21 protein-coding genes and 1 pseudogene are annotated in these 20068 nt (G+C 44.8%); 8 read left to right on the top strand and 14 right to left on the bottom strand.

The features are described from left to right. Positions 1–133: 133 nt before the first annotated feature. Together AC58QM_RS29210 and AC58QM_RS29205 are read right to left on the bottom strand one after the other, a co-directional pair. A complete protein-coding gene (locus AC58QM_RS29210; protein ID WP_497288386.1) occupies positions 134–784 on the bottom strand; it encodes a hypothetical protein in 651 nt (216 codons plus the stop codon). 36 nt (positions 785–820) lie between these two features. Further along, a pseudogene (locus AC58QM_RS29205) lies at positions 821–997 on the bottom strand (transposase family protein); the annotation flags it as partial. Positions 998–1159: 162 nt separating this feature from the next. Here AC58QM_RS29205 and AC58QM_RS29200 point away from each other — a divergent pair. Both AC58QM_RS29200 and yunB read left to right on the top strand, forming a co-directional pair. After that, positions 1160–1423, top strand: coding sequence for a hypothetical protein (locus AC58QM_RS29200; protein ID WP_497288308.1), 264 nt, complete (start codon positions 1160–1162; stop codon positions 1421–1423). 56 nt (positions 1424–1479) lie between these two features. Next, positions 1480–2244, top strand: a complete 765-nt coding sequence (gene yunB, locus AC58QM_RS29195; protein ID WP_497288307.1) for a sporulation protein YunB — start codon at positions 1480–1482, stop codon at positions 2242–2244. A 34-nt stretch (positions 2245–2278) separates the two neighbouring features. Here yunB and AC58QM_RS29190 read toward each other — a convergent pair whose 3' ends face one another. Next, positions 2279–3325, bottom strand: coding sequence for a M23 family metallopeptidase (locus AC58QM_RS29190; protein WP_497288306.1), 1047 nt, complete (start codon positions 3323–3325; stop codon positions 2279–2281). Positions 3326–3441: 116 nt separating this feature from the next. Between AC58QM_RS29190 and larC2 the strand changes: the two genes are divergently transcribed. Next, positions 3442–3936 (top strand): nickel pincer cofactor biosynthesis protein LarC2, encoded by a 495-nt coding sequence (gene larC2, locus AC58QM_RS29185; protein WP_497288305.1) that lies wholly within the window; start codon positions 3442–3444, stop codon positions 3934–3936. Positions 3937–3956: 20 nt separating this feature from the next. Here the strand turns inward: larC2 and larC are convergent, their stop codons facing one another. The 3 genes from larC to larE are packed head-to-tail and all read right to left on the bottom strand — an operon-like array spanning position 3957 to position 6538. After that, positions 3957–4910, bottom strand: coding sequence for a nickel pincer cofactor biosynthesis protein LarC (gene larC, locus AC58QM_RS29180; RefSeq protein WP_497288304.1), 954 nt, complete (start codon positions 4908–4910; stop codon positions 3957–3959). A gap of 9 nt (positions 4911–4919) precedes the next feature. Further along, positions 4920–5693: a nickel pincer cofactor biosynthesis protein LarB gene (gene larB / locus AC58QM_RS29175; RefSeq protein ID WP_497288303.1), complete on the bottom strand. Its 774-nt coding sequence runs from the start codon at positions 5691–5693 to the stop codon at positions 4920–4922. Then, entirely contained in the window at positions 5690–6538 is an 849-nt protein-coding gene (larE, locus tag AC58QM_RS29170; RefSeq protein ID WP_068668198.1) for an ATP-dependent sacrificial sulfur transferase LarE, read from the bottom strand. Before larE ends, larB begins: the two co-directional genes overlap by 4 nt. A 73-nt stretch (positions 6539–6611) precedes the next feature. Between larE and lipA the strand changes: the two genes are divergently transcribed. After that, a complete protein-coding gene (gene lipA, locus AC58QM_RS29165; protein WP_497288302.1) occupies positions 6612–7571 on the top strand; it encodes a lipoyl synthase in 960 nt (319 codons plus the stop codon). Between the two features lie 42 nt (positions 7572–7613). Beyond that, positions 7614–7934 (top strand): YutD family protein, encoded by a 321-nt coding sequence (locus tag AC58QM_RS29160; RefSeq protein ID WP_065850742.1) that lies wholly within the window; start codon positions 7614–7616, stop codon positions 7932–7934. Between the two features lie 85 nt (positions 7935–8019). Here the strand turns inward: AC58QM_RS29160 and AC58QM_RS29155 are convergent, their stop codons facing one another. From AC58QM_RS29155 to ylbJ, 4 genes are all read right to left on the bottom strand, one after another. Then, positions 8020–8832 (bottom strand): NAD kinase, encoded by an 813-nt coding sequence (locus AC58QM_RS29155; RefSeq protein WP_497288301.1) that lies wholly within the window; start codon positions 8830–8832, stop codon positions 8020–8022. A 38-nt stretch (positions 8833–8870) separates the two neighbouring features. Then, positions 8871–9542 (bottom strand): PilZ domain-containing protein, encoded by a 672-nt coding sequence (locus AC58QM_RS29150; protein WP_497288300.1) that lies wholly within the window; start codon positions 9540–9542, stop codon positions 8871–8873. A gap of 132 nt (positions 9543–9674) precedes the next feature. After that, positions 9675–12224, bottom strand: a complete 2550-nt coding sequence (glgP, locus tag AC58QM_RS29145; protein ID WP_497288299.1) for an alpha-glucan family phosphorylase — start codon at positions 12222–12224, stop codon at positions 9675–9677. A gap of 46 nt (positions 12225–12270) precedes the next feature. Then, the gene (ylbJ, locus tag AC58QM_RS29140) at positions 12271–13509 is read right to left on the bottom strand and encodes a sporulation integral membrane protein YlbJ (protein WP_497288298.1); all 1239 of its coding nucleotides are present in this window, start codon (positions 13507–13509) and stop codon (positions 12271–12273) included. Positions 13510–13818: 309 nt separating this feature from the next. Here ylbJ and AC58QM_RS29135 point away from each other — a divergent pair, with 309 nt between their 5' ends. Continuing rightward, a complete protein-coding gene (locus tag AC58QM_RS29135) occupies positions 13819–14211 on the top strand; it encodes a globin domain-containing protein (RefSeq protein WP_497288297.1) in 393 nt (130 codons plus the stop codon). Positions 14212–14257: 46 nt separating this feature from the next. Further along, positions 14258–14959, top strand: coding sequence for a DUF2225 domain-containing protein (locus AC58QM_RS29130; RefSeq protein ID WP_497288296.1), 702 nt, complete (start codon positions 14258–14260; stop codon positions 14957–14959). A 66-nt stretch (positions 14960–15025) separates the two neighbouring features. Here the strand turns inward: AC58QM_RS29130 and AC58QM_RS29125 are convergent, their stop codons facing one another. From AC58QM_RS29125 to AC58QM_RS29115, 3 genes are read right to left on the bottom strand one after another with little or no spacing between them, the layout of a single operon-like run. Beyond that, positions 15026–16135, bottom strand: a complete 1110-nt coding sequence (locus AC58QM_RS29125) for a GGDEF domain-containing protein (protein ID WP_497288295.1) — start codon at positions 16133–16135, stop codon at positions 15026–15028. 27 nt (positions 16136–16162) lie between these two features. After that, on the bottom strand, positions 16163–16408 hold the full coding sequence (locus AC58QM_RS29120; protein ID WP_497288294.1) for a hypothetical protein: 246 nt from the start codon (positions 16406–16408) through the stop codon (positions 16163–16165). 3 nt (positions 16409–16411) lie between these two features. Beyond that, on the bottom strand, positions 16412–16576 hold the full coding sequence (locus AC58QM_RS29115) for a YycC family protein (protein ID WP_497288293.1): 165 nt from the start codon (positions 16574–16576) through the stop codon (positions 16412–16414). A 147-nt stretch (positions 16577–16723) separates the two neighbouring features. On the opposite strand from AC58QM_RS29115, the gene AC58QM_RS29110 reads away from it, so the two are divergent. After that, a complete protein-coding gene (locus AC58QM_RS29110) occupies positions 16724–18541 on the top strand; it encodes a M3 family oligoendopeptidase (RefSeq protein WP_497288292.1) in 1818 nt (605 codons plus the stop codon). A gap of 61 nt (positions 18542–18602) precedes the next feature. On the opposite strand, the gene AC58QM_RS29105 is transcribed toward AC58QM_RS29110, so the two are convergent. Further along, a complete protein-coding gene (locus AC58QM_RS29105) occupies positions 18603–19862 on the bottom strand; it encodes a methyl-accepting chemotaxis protein (protein WP_497288291.1) in 1260 nt (419 codons plus the stop codon). Positions 19863–20068 lie beyond the last annotated feature (206 nt).

Raw genomic sequence — 20068 nt, 5'->3', positions numbered from 1 at the left:
AGATAGAAAGTAATGTTACATCCAAATGCACTAAAGTAGATTGAGGTAATGATATTTGTGAAATGGACTAAACGCAATTTAAGGAATGAAGTGTAGGATTTTGATTTGTGTAGGAAGCATGCGTTGTGTTACTTCATAGTGGGGAGTTGGTGGTTCTAGAATTATTCATACAGGTTTTGACTAGATGTTCAAAAACAGGAGTATCGGATTTAATAAGATTAATACGATAGCAGAATTCGTCTAAATACGTTTGAAGATATTTGGGCCCGATACCGTGAAAGGTAGTGTTGAGCCATGTACTAGCCTGTTTTGCGAATTCGAGAAGGGGGCGTTGTTTTTTTGAAGTGTAAAAACCTGTGACCATTTCAATTGTATCAACCAAAGGATCAATGTGTTTTTGTTGAAAGCTGTAAGTATCGGACTTTGTTATATGTTTGGAAAGAGGTTGATTAGGTATGACATGTTTAATTTTAATCATAGTTGAAGTCTCAGCTTGATCAAGCGATGAGCCGATAAGAAGTAGTTGTTCCTGGGGATGTTTATGGACGGTTGGATTAAAAGGGCGCCCATATATAGCAGAGTTAATCAGAATAGATCCAGTTAACGGACAGTGGTTATCTGCCTGATGAATGGAAGTGCGAATTTTATGGAGGATTAGCCAGGCTGTTTTGTAAGTAACCTTAATAAGCTGGGACAGCCCTGTAGCTGTAGTGCCAATATGAGTGCGTGAAATTAAAAATATAGCCAGCAACCATTTGCGAAGTTGTGTTCTCGAGCCCTCCATAATTGTTCCCGTAAGCAGCGACACTTGATGCCGACAGTTGGAACATTCATATAAGGGTAACCGTCGTGTAGTAGTTATGTAAGCATGTCGGTGCTCACAGCGTGGACAGCAAAAACCTGTCGGCCATTTGGATTGAAATAGATATTCGATGCAGGCATCTTCTGAGGAGAAATGTGAGTTAAATTGCTCAAGGGACCAGCAAGAAATGTTCATGACATCTATCCTCCAAAGTACATGAAATGGAAACGTTTGTTCCTATTTATTATATCAAACATATGATCGTATTTCAATAATTTGGGGGTTTTCTCTTGAAAGTTATTTCTGAGTTAAAGGGATAGTTGTGATAGCTAAATCGAAATTAAGATAGGAGGTAGGTTGAGTGGGAGGCAAAGTGAAAAAATAGTTGACCGGAAAAGGTGTAGTTTTTGGAAAATGGAAGAGGAAGAGGAAGAGGAAGAGGAAGAGGAAGAGGAAGAGGAAGAGGAAGAGGAAGAGGAAGAGGAAGAGGAAGAGGAAGAGGAAGAGGATGAGAATGAGAGGGGGGAGTTAGTGAAGTTAGTGGGGGAGAATTGTGTCCTGATACGCGCGGGAGGAAGGAATGTGTTTTCTTCTTTTTTAGGTCATGTCCGCATAAGGTAGTACTAATGAATTGGGCGCTATAACAGGAACGGGGCAATAGAGAAAGGGGGAACAGAATGCTGCAGAGGCGACGGTGGAGAAGCAGACCAACTGTGAAAACAAGCCGAAAAAAAGTACTGTGGATTGGTCTGCTCATCTTTGTCTTGTTTTGTGTACAGTTTTTTATCTATGTAGAACGGAATATTAGACCACCTTTAATGAATTTGGCCAAGGTTAGGGTTAAACAGATTGCAACTCAGGCAATTAATAGTGCGATTGCTGAACATGTTGCAGGTGGAGCGAATGCTGAGCAGTTGATTGATTGGAAAATGGATAAAAACAATAAAATCACGGGTTTCATGTTGAATTATAATGAACATATGCGGATTACTTCGGAAGCTATTAAAACGGTGCAAGGTGAGTTGAACGGTTTGGAAACAATTTCTGATCATATTCCTATTGGGCAAGCGATGAATAGTGCGATTCTGGCTTCTTTTGGGCCCGATATTCCGATTAGGTTGCTTCCAGTTGGAAGTGTGAAGGTGGATTTGCATACACGTACGCAAAATGTCGGCATTAATATGGTGATGTTCGAAGTGTATGTGCGCATTATTGCTGAGGTTTCTGTTATTATCCCGTTTGATTCGGAAACGGAAATCGTAGAAACGGAGATACCAATTTCCTACTCGCTTGTAGTTGGGGATGTTCCTACTTACTACTATGATAATAAAGGAAATCCTGTGGGAGGTTCGAAGGAAGGCACCCCGCCAAGTATAACTTTACCAACAATTCCTAACTCAGGGACTACGAGTGCTCTCCCTAAGGAGGGAGTTACCAAATAATAAATAAAAAGAAGTAACTCACCCAAAAGGGGGGTTACTTCTTTTTGCTTCGATCTTCGCGCTCCCATCTGCGTAAGGAAGGATAGGGATCATAGCTCCACTCTGTTGCCCCATTATCGCGATACAGACCAAAATGAAGATGAGGTGGGAATTTGCCAGATGTACCAGGTTTCCCATACCCAGAGCTGCCAACCCAACCAAGGGTTTGTCCGGGTTTGACGATGTCATTGATTTTAATCGTTTTTTGAAATCCAGATAGGTGGGCGTAATAGTGATAGATGTTATTGAGATCGCGAATACCAATTCGCCAGCCCCCGTAGGGATTCCATCCTTTTATTTCAACGATGCCGTAACAAGTGCTTCTTACAGGTACGCCGTAGCCAGCGAATAGATCTGTACCTTCATGGGTCCGATGTCCTCCCCAACCGCGACTATCCCCCCAGGTGCTGCGGTACGAGTAGTTGGATGTGACAGGTAGAGGGAAAGCATGCGTATTTGCCTCTAGGCTACCCAAAGACTCATAGATGGCAGCGAATTGTCGGATTCGCTCCACGCTTCGTGCATTTTGGTAGTAATTCCAGAGATTAGTTTGTAAGTTATCAACTTTAGTCCCATTGCTGCTTAAGATGGCAGCCATTGCTGCCATTACATCTAAATCGTTGGTGCGTTCTGCAAGACCATCCCCCGATCCATCCCGGCCAACGCCATGGAAAAAGGAGACGCTTTTCAGATTAGTGTCTTGTGGATCTGGGTTGAGCATGCCTGCCCAAATTTGTTCGGAGAAATAAATATTTGTCATGCGTTGTTGTACAGTTCGTTTCTTCACGGTATTCATTGTTTTCTCATATTGATCAACAGCAGCTAAGTACGTCCAAGGGATACCTGTGAGTAAGCCTATTTTTTCAAAAAGTTCCTTTCGCTCTTCTTGTGTATACTTCGTGGTTTGGGAACTCGGCGTTGGAACAATCTGGTCATTAGCCATAGCATGTGATGGGTAAAGATGTGAAAAAGGCGTTGGTGTGATTGCTGATAGGAGGAGGCTAAGGACGAGAACCTTTGACCAAAATGCTCTGCTTTGCATCTCTATCATCCTTCCTGAAATGTTAGTTCTTAGGATGTACGGATTTGTGGTTGTTTATCCTTCGATCTTTCGTTGCCCCGAGATATTTGCTATGATGCCAATAAGAGGTGGGAATAGTGACTTTTAACCATAGAGAAGAACATGTTGATGATGACATGCTAGTCGTTCAAGCTAATTTGGATGATGTAAATCCAGAGTGGATGTCTTATGTGATGGATAAGCTTTTTGATGCAGGTGCAAATGATGTTTACATGGTGCCTATTATTATGAAAAGAGGACGCCCAGGCATCATGTTGAATGTGCTTGTGGACGAGGGACGTCTATCTGCCATTGAGGAGATTATTTTTAGCGAAACTACGACACTGGGTATTCGCTATATGCAGGCATCGTGTCATCGATTGGCAAGAGAATTCGAAAATGTGGAGACTCCTTGGGGGACCTTAACCGTAAAGGTTGGCTATCATGCTGGGAAATTAGTGCAATTTGCACCTGAATTTAAGGAATGTGAACAAGTGGCAAGGCTGCATGAAGTTCCTCTGAAGATGGTCTATGAGGAAGTTAGGTTGTTATTTATGCAACAACAAAGACAAAAAAACGCTCTTCCACTGTGATGGAAGGGCGTTTTATCTTTTTATTGTGGAGTACCAGGAATGGCATCGCCTTGGTGCGTATGAGAATGAGAGTGACCATGATGATGGTCGTGATGATGCTCGTGTTTGTGATCATGATCATGACTATGATCGTGGCTGTGAGAATGGTCATGATGGTGGTGATGGTCATCGTGTGTATGCGCATGTTCATGGCTATGTTCATGTGCCAGATGCTCATGACTTACTTGCCATTTTCCAATAAAGGGGTCGATTTTACCAACTACTACACGTAGTACATTAGGTTGCTTAGGCAAGTCTCTTGTGCCTGCGCCATAGCCAATATGATCAACTACCATGGGTGGGAAGCTTTTGGAGAATTCATCAACAATTCCAGAAATAATACCGGCTCCTGTTGGCGTTGTCATTTCTAAACTATAAGGAGTTGAAGCGATAGGTACGCCTTTCATCATCTCCAGTGTGGCCGGAGCGGGTACTGGATAAATACCGTGATCGATATGTATGGTACCAGATCCAAGTGGCACTGGTGAGGAGAAAATACGCTCGATTTGCAAGGAGTCGATGGCTAATGCAACACCTACGATGTCGACGATAGAATCTATGGCACCGACTTCATGAAAATGCACTTTTTCAATTGGAGTTCCGTGAATTTTAGCTTCGGCAATCGCAATTTTTTCGAAAATAGCCAAGCTTAGTGCTGTAACACGCTCATTGAATTCTGCTTTTCGAATGGTATTGACGATTTCTGAATAATGTCTGTGTTGCTTCGGTGGATGCTCAGGATCAAGAATGACATCCAGTTTGAGAGCGGAAATCCCGCGTTTCATAACACGTTTCCATTCCAAGGTGTAAGGCTCTAGTTTGATTTTGGAAAGCTCATCCTCAATATAAGCACGATCTGCTCCCGCATCAACCAAAGCGCCAAGGGTCATATCGCCGCTAATTCCAGAGAAGCAGTCCAAATATAAAATGCGCATGGTCGTTATTCACGCTCGTTTCGACATATTTTTGTTAATGAGTCCAGCATAATAACCACCGCCAAAACCATTGTCGATGTTAACGACGGAGATGCCTGGCGAACAGCTATTGAGCATGGACAGCAACGGTGCGATCCCAGCAAGGTTCGCGCCGTAACCAATACTCGTCGGCACAGCGACGATGGGTTTAGACACAAGCCCGCCCATGACGCTGGCGAGTGCGCCTTCCATGCCGGCTACAACGACAATCGCGTTCGCACCGCGAATGAGTTCGAGCCGGCGGAAGAGCCGGTGAATGCCAGCGACACCCACGTCGTATACACGTTCAACGTGGCTGCCCAGGCATTCTGCCGTAAGTGCGGCCTCCTCCGCCACGGGGAGGTCGGAGGTGCCTGCGCACACGACGGCAATATAGCCGTCGTGGACTTTGAGCAGCGGGCGCTTAAACCAAGTGAGAGCCCGTGCAGTTTCGTGGTAGGTGACACCTGCCACGTTGGCTACAACATGAGCGGCTTTGGCCGGGTCGACGCGTGTGGCTAGCACGCGGTCGGTATGCTCCATCAGCCGCCGGAAAATGGCCTCGATCTGCTCGGGCGTCTTACCTTCCCCGAAAATAACCTCGGGGAAGCCTGTACGCTTCTCGCGATCGACGTCGAGCTGCGCAAATCCAAGATCAAGGTTGGCGGGACCTGATCCGCCTTCCTTGATGATTTGCTTTTTGGCTTCTTCTATATCCAGATCGCCGGTCTGAACGAGTTTTAAAATCTTCTCTAAGTCCATCATAAGGAAGCTTCTTTCACCTTATCTTTCGTTTCCTGGGATAGTACTTCATTCATACTTCCCGTGCGGTAGCCTTGCAGGTCTAGCGTGACATAGGTGAAGCCAAGCTTGCTGAATTTTTCATAGATCGCATCGCGATGTTCGACGACCTTGTGAATCTCATCTGGCATGACTTCAATACGAGCAATCTTCTCGTGATGACGCACACGTACCTGATAAAGACCAAGCTGGGAAAGGAAGTACTCGCCTTCATCCAATTGGTCAATCTTCCACTTCTCGATTTGTGTGCCGTAAGGGATACGAGAGGATAAGCATGCAAAAGAAGGTTTATTCCATGTGCTTAAACCAAGCTCTTTGGAAAGCGCTCGGATCTCGTCTTTGGTTAAGCCGGCTTCTTGCAGCGTGCTGCGGACGCCTTGCTCATTCTTCGCTTGTAGTCCTGGTCTATAGTCGCCTAGATCGTCGACATTGGAACCATCCAAGATATATGGATATCCCAGTTCCTTTGCAATGTCTTGTAAATGGGAATAAAGCCCCGTCTTGCAGTGGTAACAACGGTCAGGATTATTGGCAACGAAATTCGCGTTTTCCAATTCCTTGACCTCCGTTTTGTGCAAGCGAACACCAAATTGTTCGGCTAGTTGTGCTGCGGCATCGAACTCCCTCGTGGGAAATGTTTCCGAGGCTGCGGTTACGGCAAGGACTTGGTCACCAAGCTCTTGCTGTGCACGTTTGAGGACGAATGTACTGTCAACCCCTCCGGAGAAGGCGACGATGACACGGCCCATGTTTCTTAAAATTTCGCCAAGCTTGCGATCTTTCTCGCGCGTCACTTCAGTTATGCTCATGTTTCTTTCCTCCCATACAGCCTTTATGTAGTAAGCTGAGCTGTTTTGGTCCATCTAAACAAGTGTATCACAAGTGACCCCCAAAGTGGATTGTTTTGTCAGTCATTCATGTTATAATAACATCATTGAGAAACCAAATAAAAAGGCGGGAATTACAGTGCCTAGAAAAGTATTAGAGAGAAAACCAGACTGGTTAAAGATCAATCTCAAAACCGATGAGAATTTTAAAGAAATTAAATCTATGATGCGTTCCAAGACGTTGCATACAGTGTGTGAAGAAGCCAAATGTCCGAACATTCATGAATGTTGGGCGAATCGGACAGCGACCTTTATGATATTAGGCGATATTTGTACGCGTGCATGTCGCTTTTGTGCAGTCAAAACAGGTCTCCCTACGGAACTTGATCTGGAAGAACCAGAACGTGTTGCAGACGCAGCCTTGCAAATGGGTCTTCGTCATTGTGTTGTTACTTCTGTTGCACGTGATGATTTAACAGATGGCGGTGCGATGATTTTCGCAGAGACGATCAAGGCGATTCGCCGTAAGCTGCCGCTATGTACAGTTGAAGTATTAATTCCTGACTTCCTAGGTCGCGAAGAGTCACTTGCAACCGTACTAGAGGCAAAGCCTGACATTCTTAATCACAATATGGAAACTGTCGAGCGGATGTCAGATCGCGTTCGTTCCAAAGCGAAGTATCGTCGTTCGCTGGAGCTGTTGCAGCGTTCTAAGCGGATAGCACCGAACATTCCAACCAAATCCAGTGTAATGATTGGTGTAGGGGAAGAGTGGGACGAGCTGCTTCAAACGATGGAAGACCTGCGTGAGGTGGATTGTGATATTATGACGATCGGTCAATATCTGCAGCCGTCTACGACGCATTTAGCGGTATCCAAATATTATACACCTGAGCAATTTGCCATGCTGAAGGAAGAAGGCATGAAACGCGGCTTTAAGCACGTGGAGTCCGGTCCGTTAGTGCGCAGCTCCTATCATGCGCATGAACAAGTGAAAGCAGCATCAAGCGTTTAGAATTTATTGAACGGATCATAGAAAGGAGAGCTTCCTACCACCATGATTCATATCGCAAATAAAACATACGAGCTTGTTACCGATCACAAAAATGGTTGGAACTTTGAAGTGTTCAAAGAACGTTTCAGCGAAGTCTTGGAGCGGTACGATTATATTGTAGGCGATTGGGGATATAGTCAATTACGCTTGCGTGGGTTTTTCAAAGAAATTCACCCGAAGGCGACCAAAGAATCCTCCATCGCAGCTCTTCAAGATTACTTGAATGAGTACTGCAATTTCGGCTGTGCGTATTTTATTATTGAAAAAGTAAACGCGCCTAAACAGCAAACTCCAGCGGAAGTAATTAGTTCAACTACAGTGTAAGCAGCTGCAGTCATAAAAAAACGCCATCTGAACTCCAATAATAAGGAGCGTAGATGGCGTTTTGTTGTTCAAGGATTGTTCAGTCCTATTTAACTTCAAGTCCGACGAATGCTTCACGGACACGATTCCAGAAGGGGAATGGTCGGAAGCGAGCGAATTTTACTTTCACATTGGAAGCAACACGGCACCGAATGGATACCACATCTGCACGCTGCATGTATTTATGGTCCAAAGACAGAAGCATATTCTGTTGCGCTTTCGGGTAAATGTCACAATGGTGATGCTTCGGTAAAATCATCGATGAACCTAATGTACGGTAAACACGATTGTTGATCGACGCAATCTCAGCAATTTGAATAGCTTCTAGCGATGGATGGACCATGGCGCCGCCTAAGCTCTTGTTGTAGGCTGTACTGCCTGCAGGTGAAGAGATGCAGATGCCATCTCCACGGAACATCTCGAACATTTCGTCGTTCACGTGAAGTCGTGCGACTAGCGAAACTTCGATACCGCGAATCGTAAACTCGTTAAGTGCCAGATGTGTTTCTACCCCTTTGTCGGTCGTAATTTCAATCTCGACAACGGGGTATCGTACGACTTGCAGTTCCTCAGGTGTTGCTACGCTAAACATAAGTGAAGCCAGGTGATCCAACTCATTGGGCTTCCAATCCGCAAAAAAGCCAAGATGCCCCGTATGGATCCCAACGAATGCGATATGATCTAACTTGTCCACATACTTATGAAAAGCTTGGAGCATTGTGCCATCTCCGCCAATGGACAGGACGATATCGGGATTTTCCTCATCCCTTGGCATACCTTGTTTCGCGGCGAGTGTGTGGAACCGTTCAGTCAGCCCCTTGGAGATGTCATCGCCTCGTTCAATGACGTTATATTTCAATCTTGTTCCTCCTAAGAGTTTTCATAGAATTATCTGCTTTAATAATTAGAGCAATAGGCGTCGATTTCTTGGAGAATGGAGTCAGGTGTATGCCGGAATTCTGCGGCAACGCGATAACTGTCGTTACTGAAATGCGCAACTCTGACAATTTCGCCGTAGACTGTAATGGGTTGGGTAAGACTCGGGAGGATAAAGCTGAACTCCAGAATCAAAGGAAAGAAAAGTCGGTTGGATGTAACAAAAGATAATCCGCCAACACTAATATCGAGGAGTTGCCCTGTAAATGCGACACCCTTCTGTGCAGACAAGTTTCGTATGCCGGCAACACGCAGTGTAATTGGTGTGCGAATGGTAAGCTTTGCACGAGGATGGCGTCGGTTTTGATGCTGAAAAACTTCCTCAGGAAGCGACAGCGTTAGAGAACAGATCGTCTTTTTGAGTTCAAGTTGAAGCAAATCAACATAAGCATAATATAAAATGGCACCGTCTTTGAAAGAAAACTCTACGAATGACACATGGTCAAGCTTGTCAAATGGGTATACACCCGATTGTTCCAGACAAACTGTTATCGAATTTTCACTTATTTTGTCGATAGCAAAATTATCTTCAAAACAGAAAGGCTGTCCATCTTTGCATTCACCAACAATGATAATATGACAATCCCGATTTGGCGAAAAGGAAGCCAATTCTAGTACCTTATTCCAATCCATAGCATCACCAAGTCGTTAGATTTACATTCACATCTGCCTATACATCCAGTAATTCTTCTCTCATCATAATTTATATAAGTCAATAAGAAAAGCCCCAAACGGGGCTTTCTCTAAGGTTTTATGATTTTCTTGTTAAGACAAGGTGCTCGTCACGAGTGAGAGTTCAAAGGAATGCGCAAAGTTGGTTGAGATGGGGCGTACACGTATAGAGAAGTGAGGACCATGAATAAGATGTGACGGAATCGTAGCTTGGAAGCGCTGCGAATGATCAATAAGCTCCCCGATGGGCGCCATCAGGATGATTTTTTGCTCCCAAGTTTCGCCATTTTCTGCATAATAAATGACTTCGACTGCCGTATCCTGCGGCCAAATGGAGCCGAAGTGTATGTGCGCTGAAATCACCTTCGTCGATGGAGGGATTTCGTCTAGAGGAACGTCGGAAGTCGATTTATTGGCGTGATCATCGATACTCATAATTCGCACCTGATGCCAATTGGTGCGAATGAATTGTTTATAATCGGCCACTTTGGTAGCAACATCATAATGGTCCGCTACAAAGAGGCGAGCACGTTTGGCAGTGGGAACATACGTAATATTCGTATAATCCTGCACCATGCGGTGTGTGTTATAAACAGGTGTCAGTGATTGAACGGATCGCTTCATGCGTCCAATCCACTGGTGTGGAACCTCACCTTGATTGTAGTAGAGGGGAATAATCTCTGTCTCCAACAGGTGATAAATCGCTTTCGTATTTTCTTTTTCCTGCGCGGCCCAGTCCGCGGTACCCGTGGATCCGATGGCCCAACCATTCATGCCGTTGTAGCCTTCTTCCCACCAGCCGTCCAGCACACTGAAATTGAGGACGCCATTCATGGCAGCTTTCTGGCCGCTGGTACCGCTTGCCTCGAGAGGTCTGCGAGGGTTATTTAGCCACACATCGACGCCTTGCACAAGATATCGAGCCATATTCATATCATAATTCTCGAGAATAACGATCTTTCCAAGGAACTCCTTCAGCTGTGAGATACGGTATATTTCTCGAATTAATTCTTGACCGGGGTAATCAGCAGGATGGGCTTTGCCTGCGAAAATAAATTGCACGGGTCTCTCAGGATCATTGATTAATTTCTTGAGCCTATACAAATCATTGAAAATCAAATTCGCCCGTTTGTAGGTAGCGAACCGTCTCGCGAATCCAATTGTAAGGGCTTTAGGATTTAAATAGTGCCGTACCTCTTCAATCCGTTCTTCGGATTCCCCGTTACGTGTACGCTGCTCCATGAGATTGTGGCGGGCATAGCGTACTAAATCTTCCTTCAAATGTTGATGAACCTTCCAGATGGATTCATCAGGAATGACCTCGATTTGTGCCCATTGATGCTCGTTGGATTGCTCTGCCCGCCATGTACCTGGGAGGAAACGGTCGAATAGTTCTTTCCAAGCAGGTGCTGTCCATGTATCCAAATGAACACCGTTCGTGATGGATCCGATAGGCACCTCACTGGCATCGATATGCCCATGGAATTCTTTGAACATTTCGCGTGAAACTTGCCCATGCAGCTTGCTTACACCATTTCGCAGCCCCGCTGTATTCATCGCCAAATGTGTCATATTAAATTGACCGGACTTATGATCAAGTCCTAACGCAATAATGCTTTGTTTATGCTTAGGCAACTCGCTGAATAGGAGTCCCAAATAATGTTCCACCATCTCGACAGAGAAGGTATCATGACCCGCAGGGACAGGGGTATGCGTTGTAAATACAGTGGCGGAGCGCACAGTTTCTACAGCAACGTGAAAAGAAAGGCCTAAGTGAAGCAATTCCTTCAAACGTTCTAGGGTAAGGAAAGCCGCATGGCCTTCATTGATGTGGTAGACATTCGGGTAAATCCCTAGCGCTCGAAGCATTTTGACACCACCGATTCCCAGCACCATCTCCTGAGCTATCCGCATATCTTGATTGCCCCCATACAACTGGGCAGTCAGCGCTTTATCTGCGTCATTATTGGCTTCATGGTCAGTATCCAGCAAAAAGACCAGATTGCGGCCTACGCGAGCAGCCCAAACCAAAAGGGTGATATTTCGACCTGAAATATTTAGTGTGACAGTGAGCTGTTCGTTATTTTGAAGTACAGGACGAATCGGTAATTGCTTAAAATCATAGGAGAATAGTTCACTTTGTTGACTGCCGTTCGCATCAATCTTTTGTGTGAAATATCCTTTTTTATAAAGCAGACCAACACCTGCAAGCGGTATGCCCAGGTCACTGGATGATTTGATATGATCACCAGCAAGGATACCAAGCCCTCCGGAATAAATCGGAAGCGATTCATGAAACCCAAATTCGGCTGAGAAATAAGCGATTTGGACATGGCCTTCGTCAGAATGGTTGTTCTGGAACCAGCCGGGTTCCTTCATATGCGTATCGAATCTGGACATGACTTTTTGATAGCGTTCGATAAAATTAGTGTTCTGACTAAGTGCCTCTAGTTGAGAGGCGTCTATTTCATGCAGCAGTCTTACGGGATTATGGCCGTAGGCTTTCCAGCGATCAGGGTCGATGCTTTCAAAAAGCTGGAGGGCATCATGGTTCCAGCTGAACCATAAATTAAAGGCAAGCTCGTTTAATCGTTCAATTGCCTGCGGTAACGCTTTCGCCTCTTGGGGGACGGCTTCTAACATATTTGAATATTCGCTCCCTTTATAAACATGATCATAGTTTCCCATATTATCTTGTTCCACCAACCTTTTCATACACCAGTTTAAGTAAGGAATATGCGAGGAACAGACCCATGATGACTGTAAAAGAACCAACAAAGACCATCGCACTTATCGGGAAAATAAGTTTTAGATAGCTCATCAATGGGGCTGCCGCGTCATAGTGAGGCGCAAATACGGCTTGCGGACTTCGAAATTGCTGCATAGGCTCCCAAATCAGGAGAACAATAGCAGCAGAGAGAAATCCATGAAGGAGGCGGGCAAAAAGAAAAGGGAGATAGCGCATGTTGGTATGGCTTAGCAAGCTAACAATTTGAGCATGCACGGACATGCCTGCCCAGGAGAGAATGAAGGCGCCTATCGCGACTTTACTGGAGAGGGCTAGATCAGCGGGTGCCCCGCCTGCAGCCTTAGCTCCTAATGTAACTTCGAATAACCCGTTCATGACAGCTTGTGAGAGCTCATGAGGTAACCCTGTGATGGTTAAAAGGGACGTAATGAGCAGGTAGAACACATTCATGACCTGGGCAGAGGTGAGCACTTCTAGAACGACGGAGAAGAAAACAACAAGTCCACCTACAACGAATATTAATCGTAGAGAGTGGAGAATAGAGTCACTTAACAAAATGCCTAAAGAACGACCATCCTGCATTCTTGCGTTGTGCATGGTTTCGAAGGCTTGTTTCCATATAGGGCCCCGTTCCTTAAGTGGCTGAGGCGTAGGTATGGCTTTTCTGCCATGAAACCGCATGGTGAGACCGATCAGGAAAGATCCTCCATAATGGGCAATGGCCAAAATAAAGGCTAAAGTAGCATCATGGAAAAATCCGATCGAAACAGCCCCGATCAGAAATATAGGATCCGAGCTTGTTGTGAAGGCAACCAGCCGCTCGCCTTCTTCCCGATTGACCAGCTTCTGTTCCCAGAGCTGCGCCGTTAGCTTAGCTGCTACGGGATAGCCAGCAGCGAAGCCCATTGCCATAACGAATCCTCCGATGCCAGGAATTCGAAAGACTGGACGCATCATGGGATCAAGCAGCGTGCCAAAGAAATGAACTATTCCGAAACCAAGCATGATTTCGGAGATAACAAAGAATGGGAATAGCGCTGGGAATAGCACATCCCACCAAATGGAAACGCCGCGCAAGGCAGCTTGAAACCCGTCATGAGGGAAAAGGACTAAGCATACAATAATGCCAATAATGACGAATGACATAAGTAAGGCTGGGGTGAAATTTTGTTTCGGCATAGACGATAGATACCTCCTCTTATTCAACTATATGAATAAGCTTGGACATACATGCCGTCCCGAATTTCTTGAAGTAGTAGTAGGACTGGACAGCCGTTAATTTTAGTCCTTGGGACTGTTCAGACCTTGTTTTTATGGTAAAATAGAACTAGTACACGTAAATCCTATACATCGGGAGTGATTCAAATGACAGGTGTCATTGCCGGATTGGTTGTCTGTATGTTCGTGTTTGTCATTCGAGAAACGCTCATGCACACAGGAGATGAGGATTTAGAGAACTATTGAATATGAATTGCGAGGTTCCTAGGTATGTCAGAGAGCAAGAACAGAACCATATTTGAGTTGATGGGTGGAGCGGAGACGGTAAATCGTTTGGTAGAGGCTTTCTATCCGAAAGTCGTGCAGCATCCGTTACTTTCGCCGCTCTTTCCAGCTGATATAGACCCAGTTATTGAGAAACAGAAGCTGTTTCTTACCCAATTTTTCGGTGGTCCAAGCTTGTATTCTGATCGCCATGGTCATCCGATGATGCGAGCTAGGCATATGCCATTTCCAATTACAAGGGAACATGCAGATGCATGGTTATCTTGTATGACCGAAGCTATGGTAGAAATAGGCATGCCGGAGGACCTAAAGGCTTTTCTCATAGAACGGCTTAGAGGTTCGGCATATCATTTTATAAATACACCTGAGGAAGACTAGTCCGTTCTTCCTACCACACTAACTAGGGAAAAAGGCGGGAATTCAAGTGGTCGAACCCTTATATGAGATATCAGTAACATGCACCTACTGTACCAATTCGTTCAAATCGAAGAAGGTTCGACCAAGCTTCAAAAAAGCGAGTAAATCAGATACGGATTTCTGCCTTCACTATAAGGAGATTAATCCGGATTATTACGTTGTTCGGATCTGTCCTTTTTGCGGGTATGCGCATACAGAGAACTTCTCGGATAAATGGACTCCGACAGAGCGAGAAGTGTTTCATGAGAAAGTAGCTCAGAACTGGTCGATGCGCGACTATTGCAAGGAGCGTACGTGGGAAGATTCGCTCCACTGTTTTAAGCTGGCTCTTCTCAGTGCACAAATCAAAAACGAAAAATCCCGCGTTGTTGCTGGTTTATTACATCATTTGGCTTGGCTGTATCGGGGTAAAGGTGACTCGGAGCAGGAAGAACGCTTTCTATCCTATGCATTAGATGCTTATATCCAAGTATTTGAAACGGAAGGCATGGATTTAAATAATGCGAAGCTCATGTATCTGATGGGAGAGCTAAGCCGAAGATTGAAACGTTTTTCAGATGCGGTCAAATGGTTTTCACGTATCATTAATGATCGTAAGATCATGGATGCCGGGATGATTAGAGCTAGTCGTGAACAATGGATTATAACGAGGGAAGATATGCTTGCTATGCGTCTAGAGCTGCCTGAAGAGATGAAACAAGCTACCTAACTGAAGCCAATATAGGCATATAAATAAAATGAACGCTCAACCATGATACGGTCATCAACCGAATGGTTAAGCGTTCATTTTTTGTACAATGACTTGGGGATGTTGATAAAGGGTGGGCCGGTTCTTGCCGGTATGCTTGGACTGATAGAGCGCGTGATCAGCTTCTGAAATAAGCGTTCTAAGATCCATGTGCGAAGATGCTGATGTTGAAATTCCAATCGAGATCGAGATCGGTGCAGCTTCCAGTCCATTCTTTTTATGTAGAAACAATTCGGCAATTGAGGTACATAAGGTTTGGCCGTAGCTAAGGACACGGGTAGGATCGGTTTCTGTACAGAGCAGAATAAATTCTTCTCCCCCATATCTGGCTAAATAATCTTGCTCATCAATCAGATGATGCAGAACAGAACTTACTTCCTGAAGGAGTTGATCGCCTTCCAAATGCCCGAATCGATCGTTGTATAACTTGAAGTTATCAAGATCAATCATCATGATGGAGATTTTCCGCTTATGTAGTGCACGCTGTGCAATGGGCATAAAGCTTCTTAAATTGGGCAGCTTGGTTAAACCATCTTGATTCGCTTGTAATTCAAGCTTTCGTTGCAGTCGCCAATTGTTATTCTCGTCGTTCACCATAATGATGATCATGAAGAGGGTGGCAGATGTAATCGCAAACATGAATAATTGATCAAGGGTATATGACCAAGAGAAACTGCTTGTCAGGAAGCTATGTGTAACTAGACGAAGAATGAAAACGAATGCACATATTTGGAGCGCTAATCGAATAGGAATGTCCAAGAAGCCGTTGCGGTACTCTTTGTTATGAAAAAAGGAGCTAATGAAGGCTGGGGCAATGAGGTCTTGTGCGATGATAAACCAGGCTTGATTGTCAGATACGATGAGACTAGTACCTGCAGGCAGTAAGGTTGAAAAGAGAGCAACAGGTAATCCATATCGCAATCCGGCCATGAAGATGGGTAATGAACGAAGATCAATTAATCCAAATGTCTCCGGAAGAGGAACCAGCATCATGATGATGCTGGCCAAACCTGTAAGCAACGATGCAAATAGATGTTCGTGTGAATCAATTAGCATTTTGCTATGAACTTTTAACGCCAAATAATTTAAGGTCACTAAGGTACATGCGCTTGTCAAAGGAATGAGATACTCATTCATAAAGGTTCGTTTGCTCCTTGCAATGAACTACGAATTATGTTTGTTTCGTACCGCGGTGTCCGCTAATAAATAATCTCGATCTGTATCCACAAGTGTCAATTTGTTATGACAGCAAGGGAACACAAGGAGTTTCTTCTTACCTTCGTGTATAGAGGTGAGTTCATGAATTTTGAGCGGCAATAAGACATTTGAGCTCAAACAGAATGGACATTGGGCCACGTAAACGTCCTTCATGATGATGTCGTAAGGCCACGTATTGGCAAAAGGTATCAAGGGTTACTTCGTTTCCGTTTCGCTCTTGTCGGAAGAAGAACTTTTCGCGAGCTCAGCTAGTTTCTGCAGGAGAATATGTTGTGGCATATGCATGAGATGTTCTAAAGGTACTTTAAGCTGTTCCGCTAACTTCACAGCTGTTTCAGGAGAAATTTGCAACGGTTTCATTATTAAGAAATCACCCATCCTGTTCCGATTTAGTCCGAAGGAACTATACATAATTGAATCATACTTTTTGAAGAGAAGCAATGAGGAAGATGCGGATAGTTGGCGAATGGCGAACGGATATGATTTAATTAAAAGTGGAAAGGATAGGTGATCGCATTGTTAACATTACCTCTTAATCAAACATGGAATCTTGAAACATTTTTCCCTGGAGGAAGTGACTCTCCTGCATTCGCTGCACACCTGAAGAAGCTTCAGGAATCGATTGCATCTTTTCAAGAGCAAGTACGTCATACAGCTTCCCCGCAAAGCGTGGAGGACACAGCGCAACTAGCACAATTGATTGAATTGCTTCAGCACAATGTGATGCATATTCATGAGGCTGATTCCTTCGTGGGTTGCTTGCAGGCGGATAATCAGAAGGACAAAAAAGCACCTGTGCTAAGTGGACAAGTGAAAAGCTTATATGCCGAGCATTTATCGTCCCTCACACATTTTGATCAGATTCTGACAGGTGTGCCAGATCAGGTCTGGGGAGCGATACTGCAACAAGAGCCTTTTCAAGCTATCGCCTTTTCGTTGGATGAACGTCGCTCACTAGCTAAAGAAAAACTCCCGCCCGAACAAGAGGCGTTAATTAATGATTTGGCCGTAGACGGCTATCATGGGTGGAGCGATTTGTACAATTCGACCGTAGGTCAATTCAGCATGGCGGTTGAAGTTGACGGCAAACAAGTTGAATTATCAGCAGGTCAAGCCTTTAATAAGTTGCATACGGAGAATCGCGAAGAACGTCTAGACCTATTTGAAAAATGGGAACAAGCTTGGACAGCTAAAGAGGAATACTGCGCAGAAGCATTGAATCACTTGGCTGGCTTCCGTCTTCAGGTTTATAAGGCAAGAGGCTGGAAAAGCATACATAAAGAACCGCTAGCGATCAATCGGATGGAAGAAAAAACATTGAACGTGATGTGGGATGTCATTGACCGTAATAAAGGTCTTTTCGTGGAATATCTCAATCGAAAAGCGAAGCTGCTTGGGGTTGACAAGCTCGCATGGGTTGACGTGGATGCACCGCTTGGCGATTCATCCAAGAAGATTTCCTATGACGAGGGTGCGAGTCTGATCAGTGATCAGTTCAAGCAATTTAGTCCGAAGCTTGCTGCCTTCTCTGCGGAAGCTTTCGAGAAGCGCTGGATCGAAGCAGAAGACCGTCCTGGTAAGCGCCCTGGCGGCTTCTGTACGTCATTCCCGCTAGCGGGTGAGACACGTATCTTCATGACGTACGGCGGAACGCTGAACAACGTCTCTACGCTCGCTCACGAGCTTGGGCACGGCTATCATCAGCATGTGATGACGGATATGCCGGCTCTGGCGCAAGAGTATGCGATGAACGTGGCAGAAACCGCATCTACCTTTGCTGAGATGATCGTAGCGGATGCTGTCGTGAAGAGTGCGTCGACAGATGAGGAGCGCATTGTTCTGCTCGAGGATAAAATCCAGCGGGCTATCGCGTTCTTCATGAACATTCATGCGCGGTTTATTTTTGAGACGAACTTCTACGCGGAACGCAGTCAAGGCTTAGTTAGTGTGGAGCGCCTTAATGAGCTCATGGTCGATGCTCAAAAGCTCGCTTACAAAGATGCTTTGAGCAGCTATCATCCGCATTTCTGGGCAGCTAAGCTACACTTCTATGCGACGGATGTGCCGTTCTACAATTTCCCGTATACCTTCGGATACATGTTCTCTGCAGGCATTTACGCAAGAGCTGTGCAGGAAGGCGCGTCCTTCGAAGACAAGTACATCTCACTGCTTAGAGACACGGGCAGCATGAATGTAGAAGAGCTTGCGAAAAAACATCTCGGCGTGGATCTGACAGAGCCAGATTTCTGGCAAAGTGCCGTCGATATGGCAGCGCAAGACGTGAAGCAATTCATGGAACTAACGGAATCGAAAGTTCGCGTTTAGGCTATTTGCATAGAAAAACAGCCCCTCGGAGAAGGTCTCGAGGGGCTGTTTCGTTTATGTATTAAAGTTTAAATATCTGAATCGTCTGCTGCAGTTGGGTCACTACCCGCGTCATCTCTTCCGCTTGTGTAACGATGCCCTGCACGGTTGAAATTTGCTCATTCATCGAAGCGGACACTTCTTGCGTACCAGCCGCGGATTCTTCTGTAATGGCTGAAATGTTTTCCATGGCAGCAGCAATTTGTCCGGAGCTTTGAAGCATGCTATCGCTTTCTTCAGCGAAGCGTGTGATCTCTTCCGAGATAAAGCCAACGCTGCCAACAATCTCAGCAAATACAATTTCGGTTTGGTCGATCAAGACGGTTTGCTTTTTAACGACATCTTCGTTCACTTGAATGCTGCGAATCGCATCTTGAATCCCTTGTTCAATGCTCTTAACGAAGCCGAATACTTCGCGCGTTAGGGACGTAGATTCTTCAGCGAGCTTACGCACTTCTTGAGCTACGATGGCAAAGCCACGTCCATGTTCACCAGCTCTAGCTGCCTCAATGGATGCGTTAAGGGACAAGAGGTTCGTTTGTTCAGCAATCTCAGAAATGGAACGAGTTACATTTGTAATACCAGCTGCTTGGCGTGCAAGCATATCAATTGTATCGGAAACCTGTCTAGTTACTTCTACATTTCGTTTCATGCCGACGCCTTGGCTCTCAACCGATGTGCGTCCTTTTTCAACGAGGGTCATCATTTGATCCGAACGGTGTTTCATTTCTTGGGCAGATCCAGCATAATTGACGATTTTCACTTCAATATCTTTGGATGTGATGGAAACGCCTGAAATCTCTTCGGAAATTTGTCCCGCACCTGCTGCCAGCTCATGGGCCGAAATACTCACTTGTTCAAGAACAGTGCGGAAGCTTTCATTTTTTACATAAATATCACGGCTTGTCTGGAAAACCTGCTTCGAAATAGTCCCTGTATCACGTAAAATATCGCGAAGCTTGTCAATCATTTTGTTAAAAGATTGACCTAGTTGACCTAGCGAGTCGTCACTTGTGATAGCAACTTTTTGGGAAAAATCACCTTTGGAGATGTTAAGCGCAATGCGGGAGATATCTGCAATGGGCTCTGTCAGTTGAGCTTCAAACCAACGAATGAACGGAAAACTTCCTGCTAGAATGATTACCAGGAAAATAATGCCAAGTAAGCGGTTCCAGTCTGAGGCGAAAGTTACAATTAACATGAAAAGCGAGTTTAAACCAATTAGTGCAAAACAACCAAGTTGTAGTTTCTTTCTAAACGATAAGGATGAGATTTGTTCCAATCCGACCGACTCCTCTGCAAAATTTGTTAACATATGGAGAAAATTATTAGGTGTATTCGAAAATTATATCACTGAACATGGAAACATTCTACAGTTTTTCGACAAGAATCGTTCGGTATTTACAAGAAAATTGACATTTATATTAACTGAATATAAAGAATTTACTGAATTATTAAAATATTGTAAATAAACTGTTGAATTCTGTA

The sequence above is a fragment of the Paenibacillus sp. J22P165 genome, assembly GCF_059692015.1.
Note: the sequence above shows the minus strand (reverse complement) of the source record. Positions and strands in the feature narration are given on the sequence as shown.

Coding starts and splice junctions, on each gene's coding strand:
- AC58QM_RS29210 (WP_497288386.1), bottom strand. CDS start 784: ATGGAGGGCTCGAGAACACAACTTCGCAAATGGTTGCTGGCTATATTT.
- yunB (WP_497288307.1), top strand. CDS start 1,480: ATGCTGCAGAGGCGACGGTGGAGAAGCAGACCAACTGTGAAAACAAGC.
- AC58QM_RS29190 (WP_497288306.1), bottom strand. CDS start 3,325: ATGCAAAGCAGAGCATTTTGGTCAAAGGTTCTCGTCCTTAGCCTCCTC.
- larC (WP_497288304.1), bottom strand. CDS start 4,910: ATGCGCATTTTATATTTGGACTGCTTCTCTGGAATTAGCGGCGATATG.
- larB (WP_497288303.1), bottom strand. CDS start 5,693: ATGATGGACTTAGAGAAGATTTTAAAACTCGTTCAGACCGGCGATCTG.
- larE (WP_068668198.1), bottom strand. CDS start 6,538: ATGAGCATAACTGAAGTGACGCGCGAGAAAGATCGCAAGCTTGGCGAA.
- AC58QM_RS29160 (WP_065850742.1), top strand. CDS start 7,614: ATGATTCATATCGCAAATAAAACATACGAGCTTGTTACCGATCACAAA.
- AC58QM_RS29150 (WP_497288300.1), bottom strand. CDS start 9,542: ATGGATTGGAATAAGGTACTAGAATTGGCTTCCTTTTCGCCAAATCGG.
- glgP (WP_497288299.1), bottom strand. CDS start 12,224: ATGTTAGAAGCCGTCCCCCAAGAGGCGAAAGCGTTACCGCAGGCAATT.
- ylbJ (WP_497288298.1), bottom strand. CDS start 13,509: ATGCCGAAACAAAATTTCACCCCAGCCTTACTTATGTCATTCGTCATT.
- AC58QM_RS29135 (WP_497288297.1), top strand. CDS start 13,819: ATGTCAGAGAGCAAGAACAGAACCATATTTGAGTTGATGGGTGGAGCG.
- AC58QM_RS29125 (WP_497288295.1), bottom strand. CDS start 16,135: ATGAATGAGTATCTCATTCCTTTGACAAGCGCATGTACCTTAGTGACC.
- AC58QM_RS29115 (WP_497288293.1), bottom strand. CDS start 16,576: ATGAAACCGTTGCAAATTTCTCCTGAAACAGCTGTGAAGTTAGCGGAA.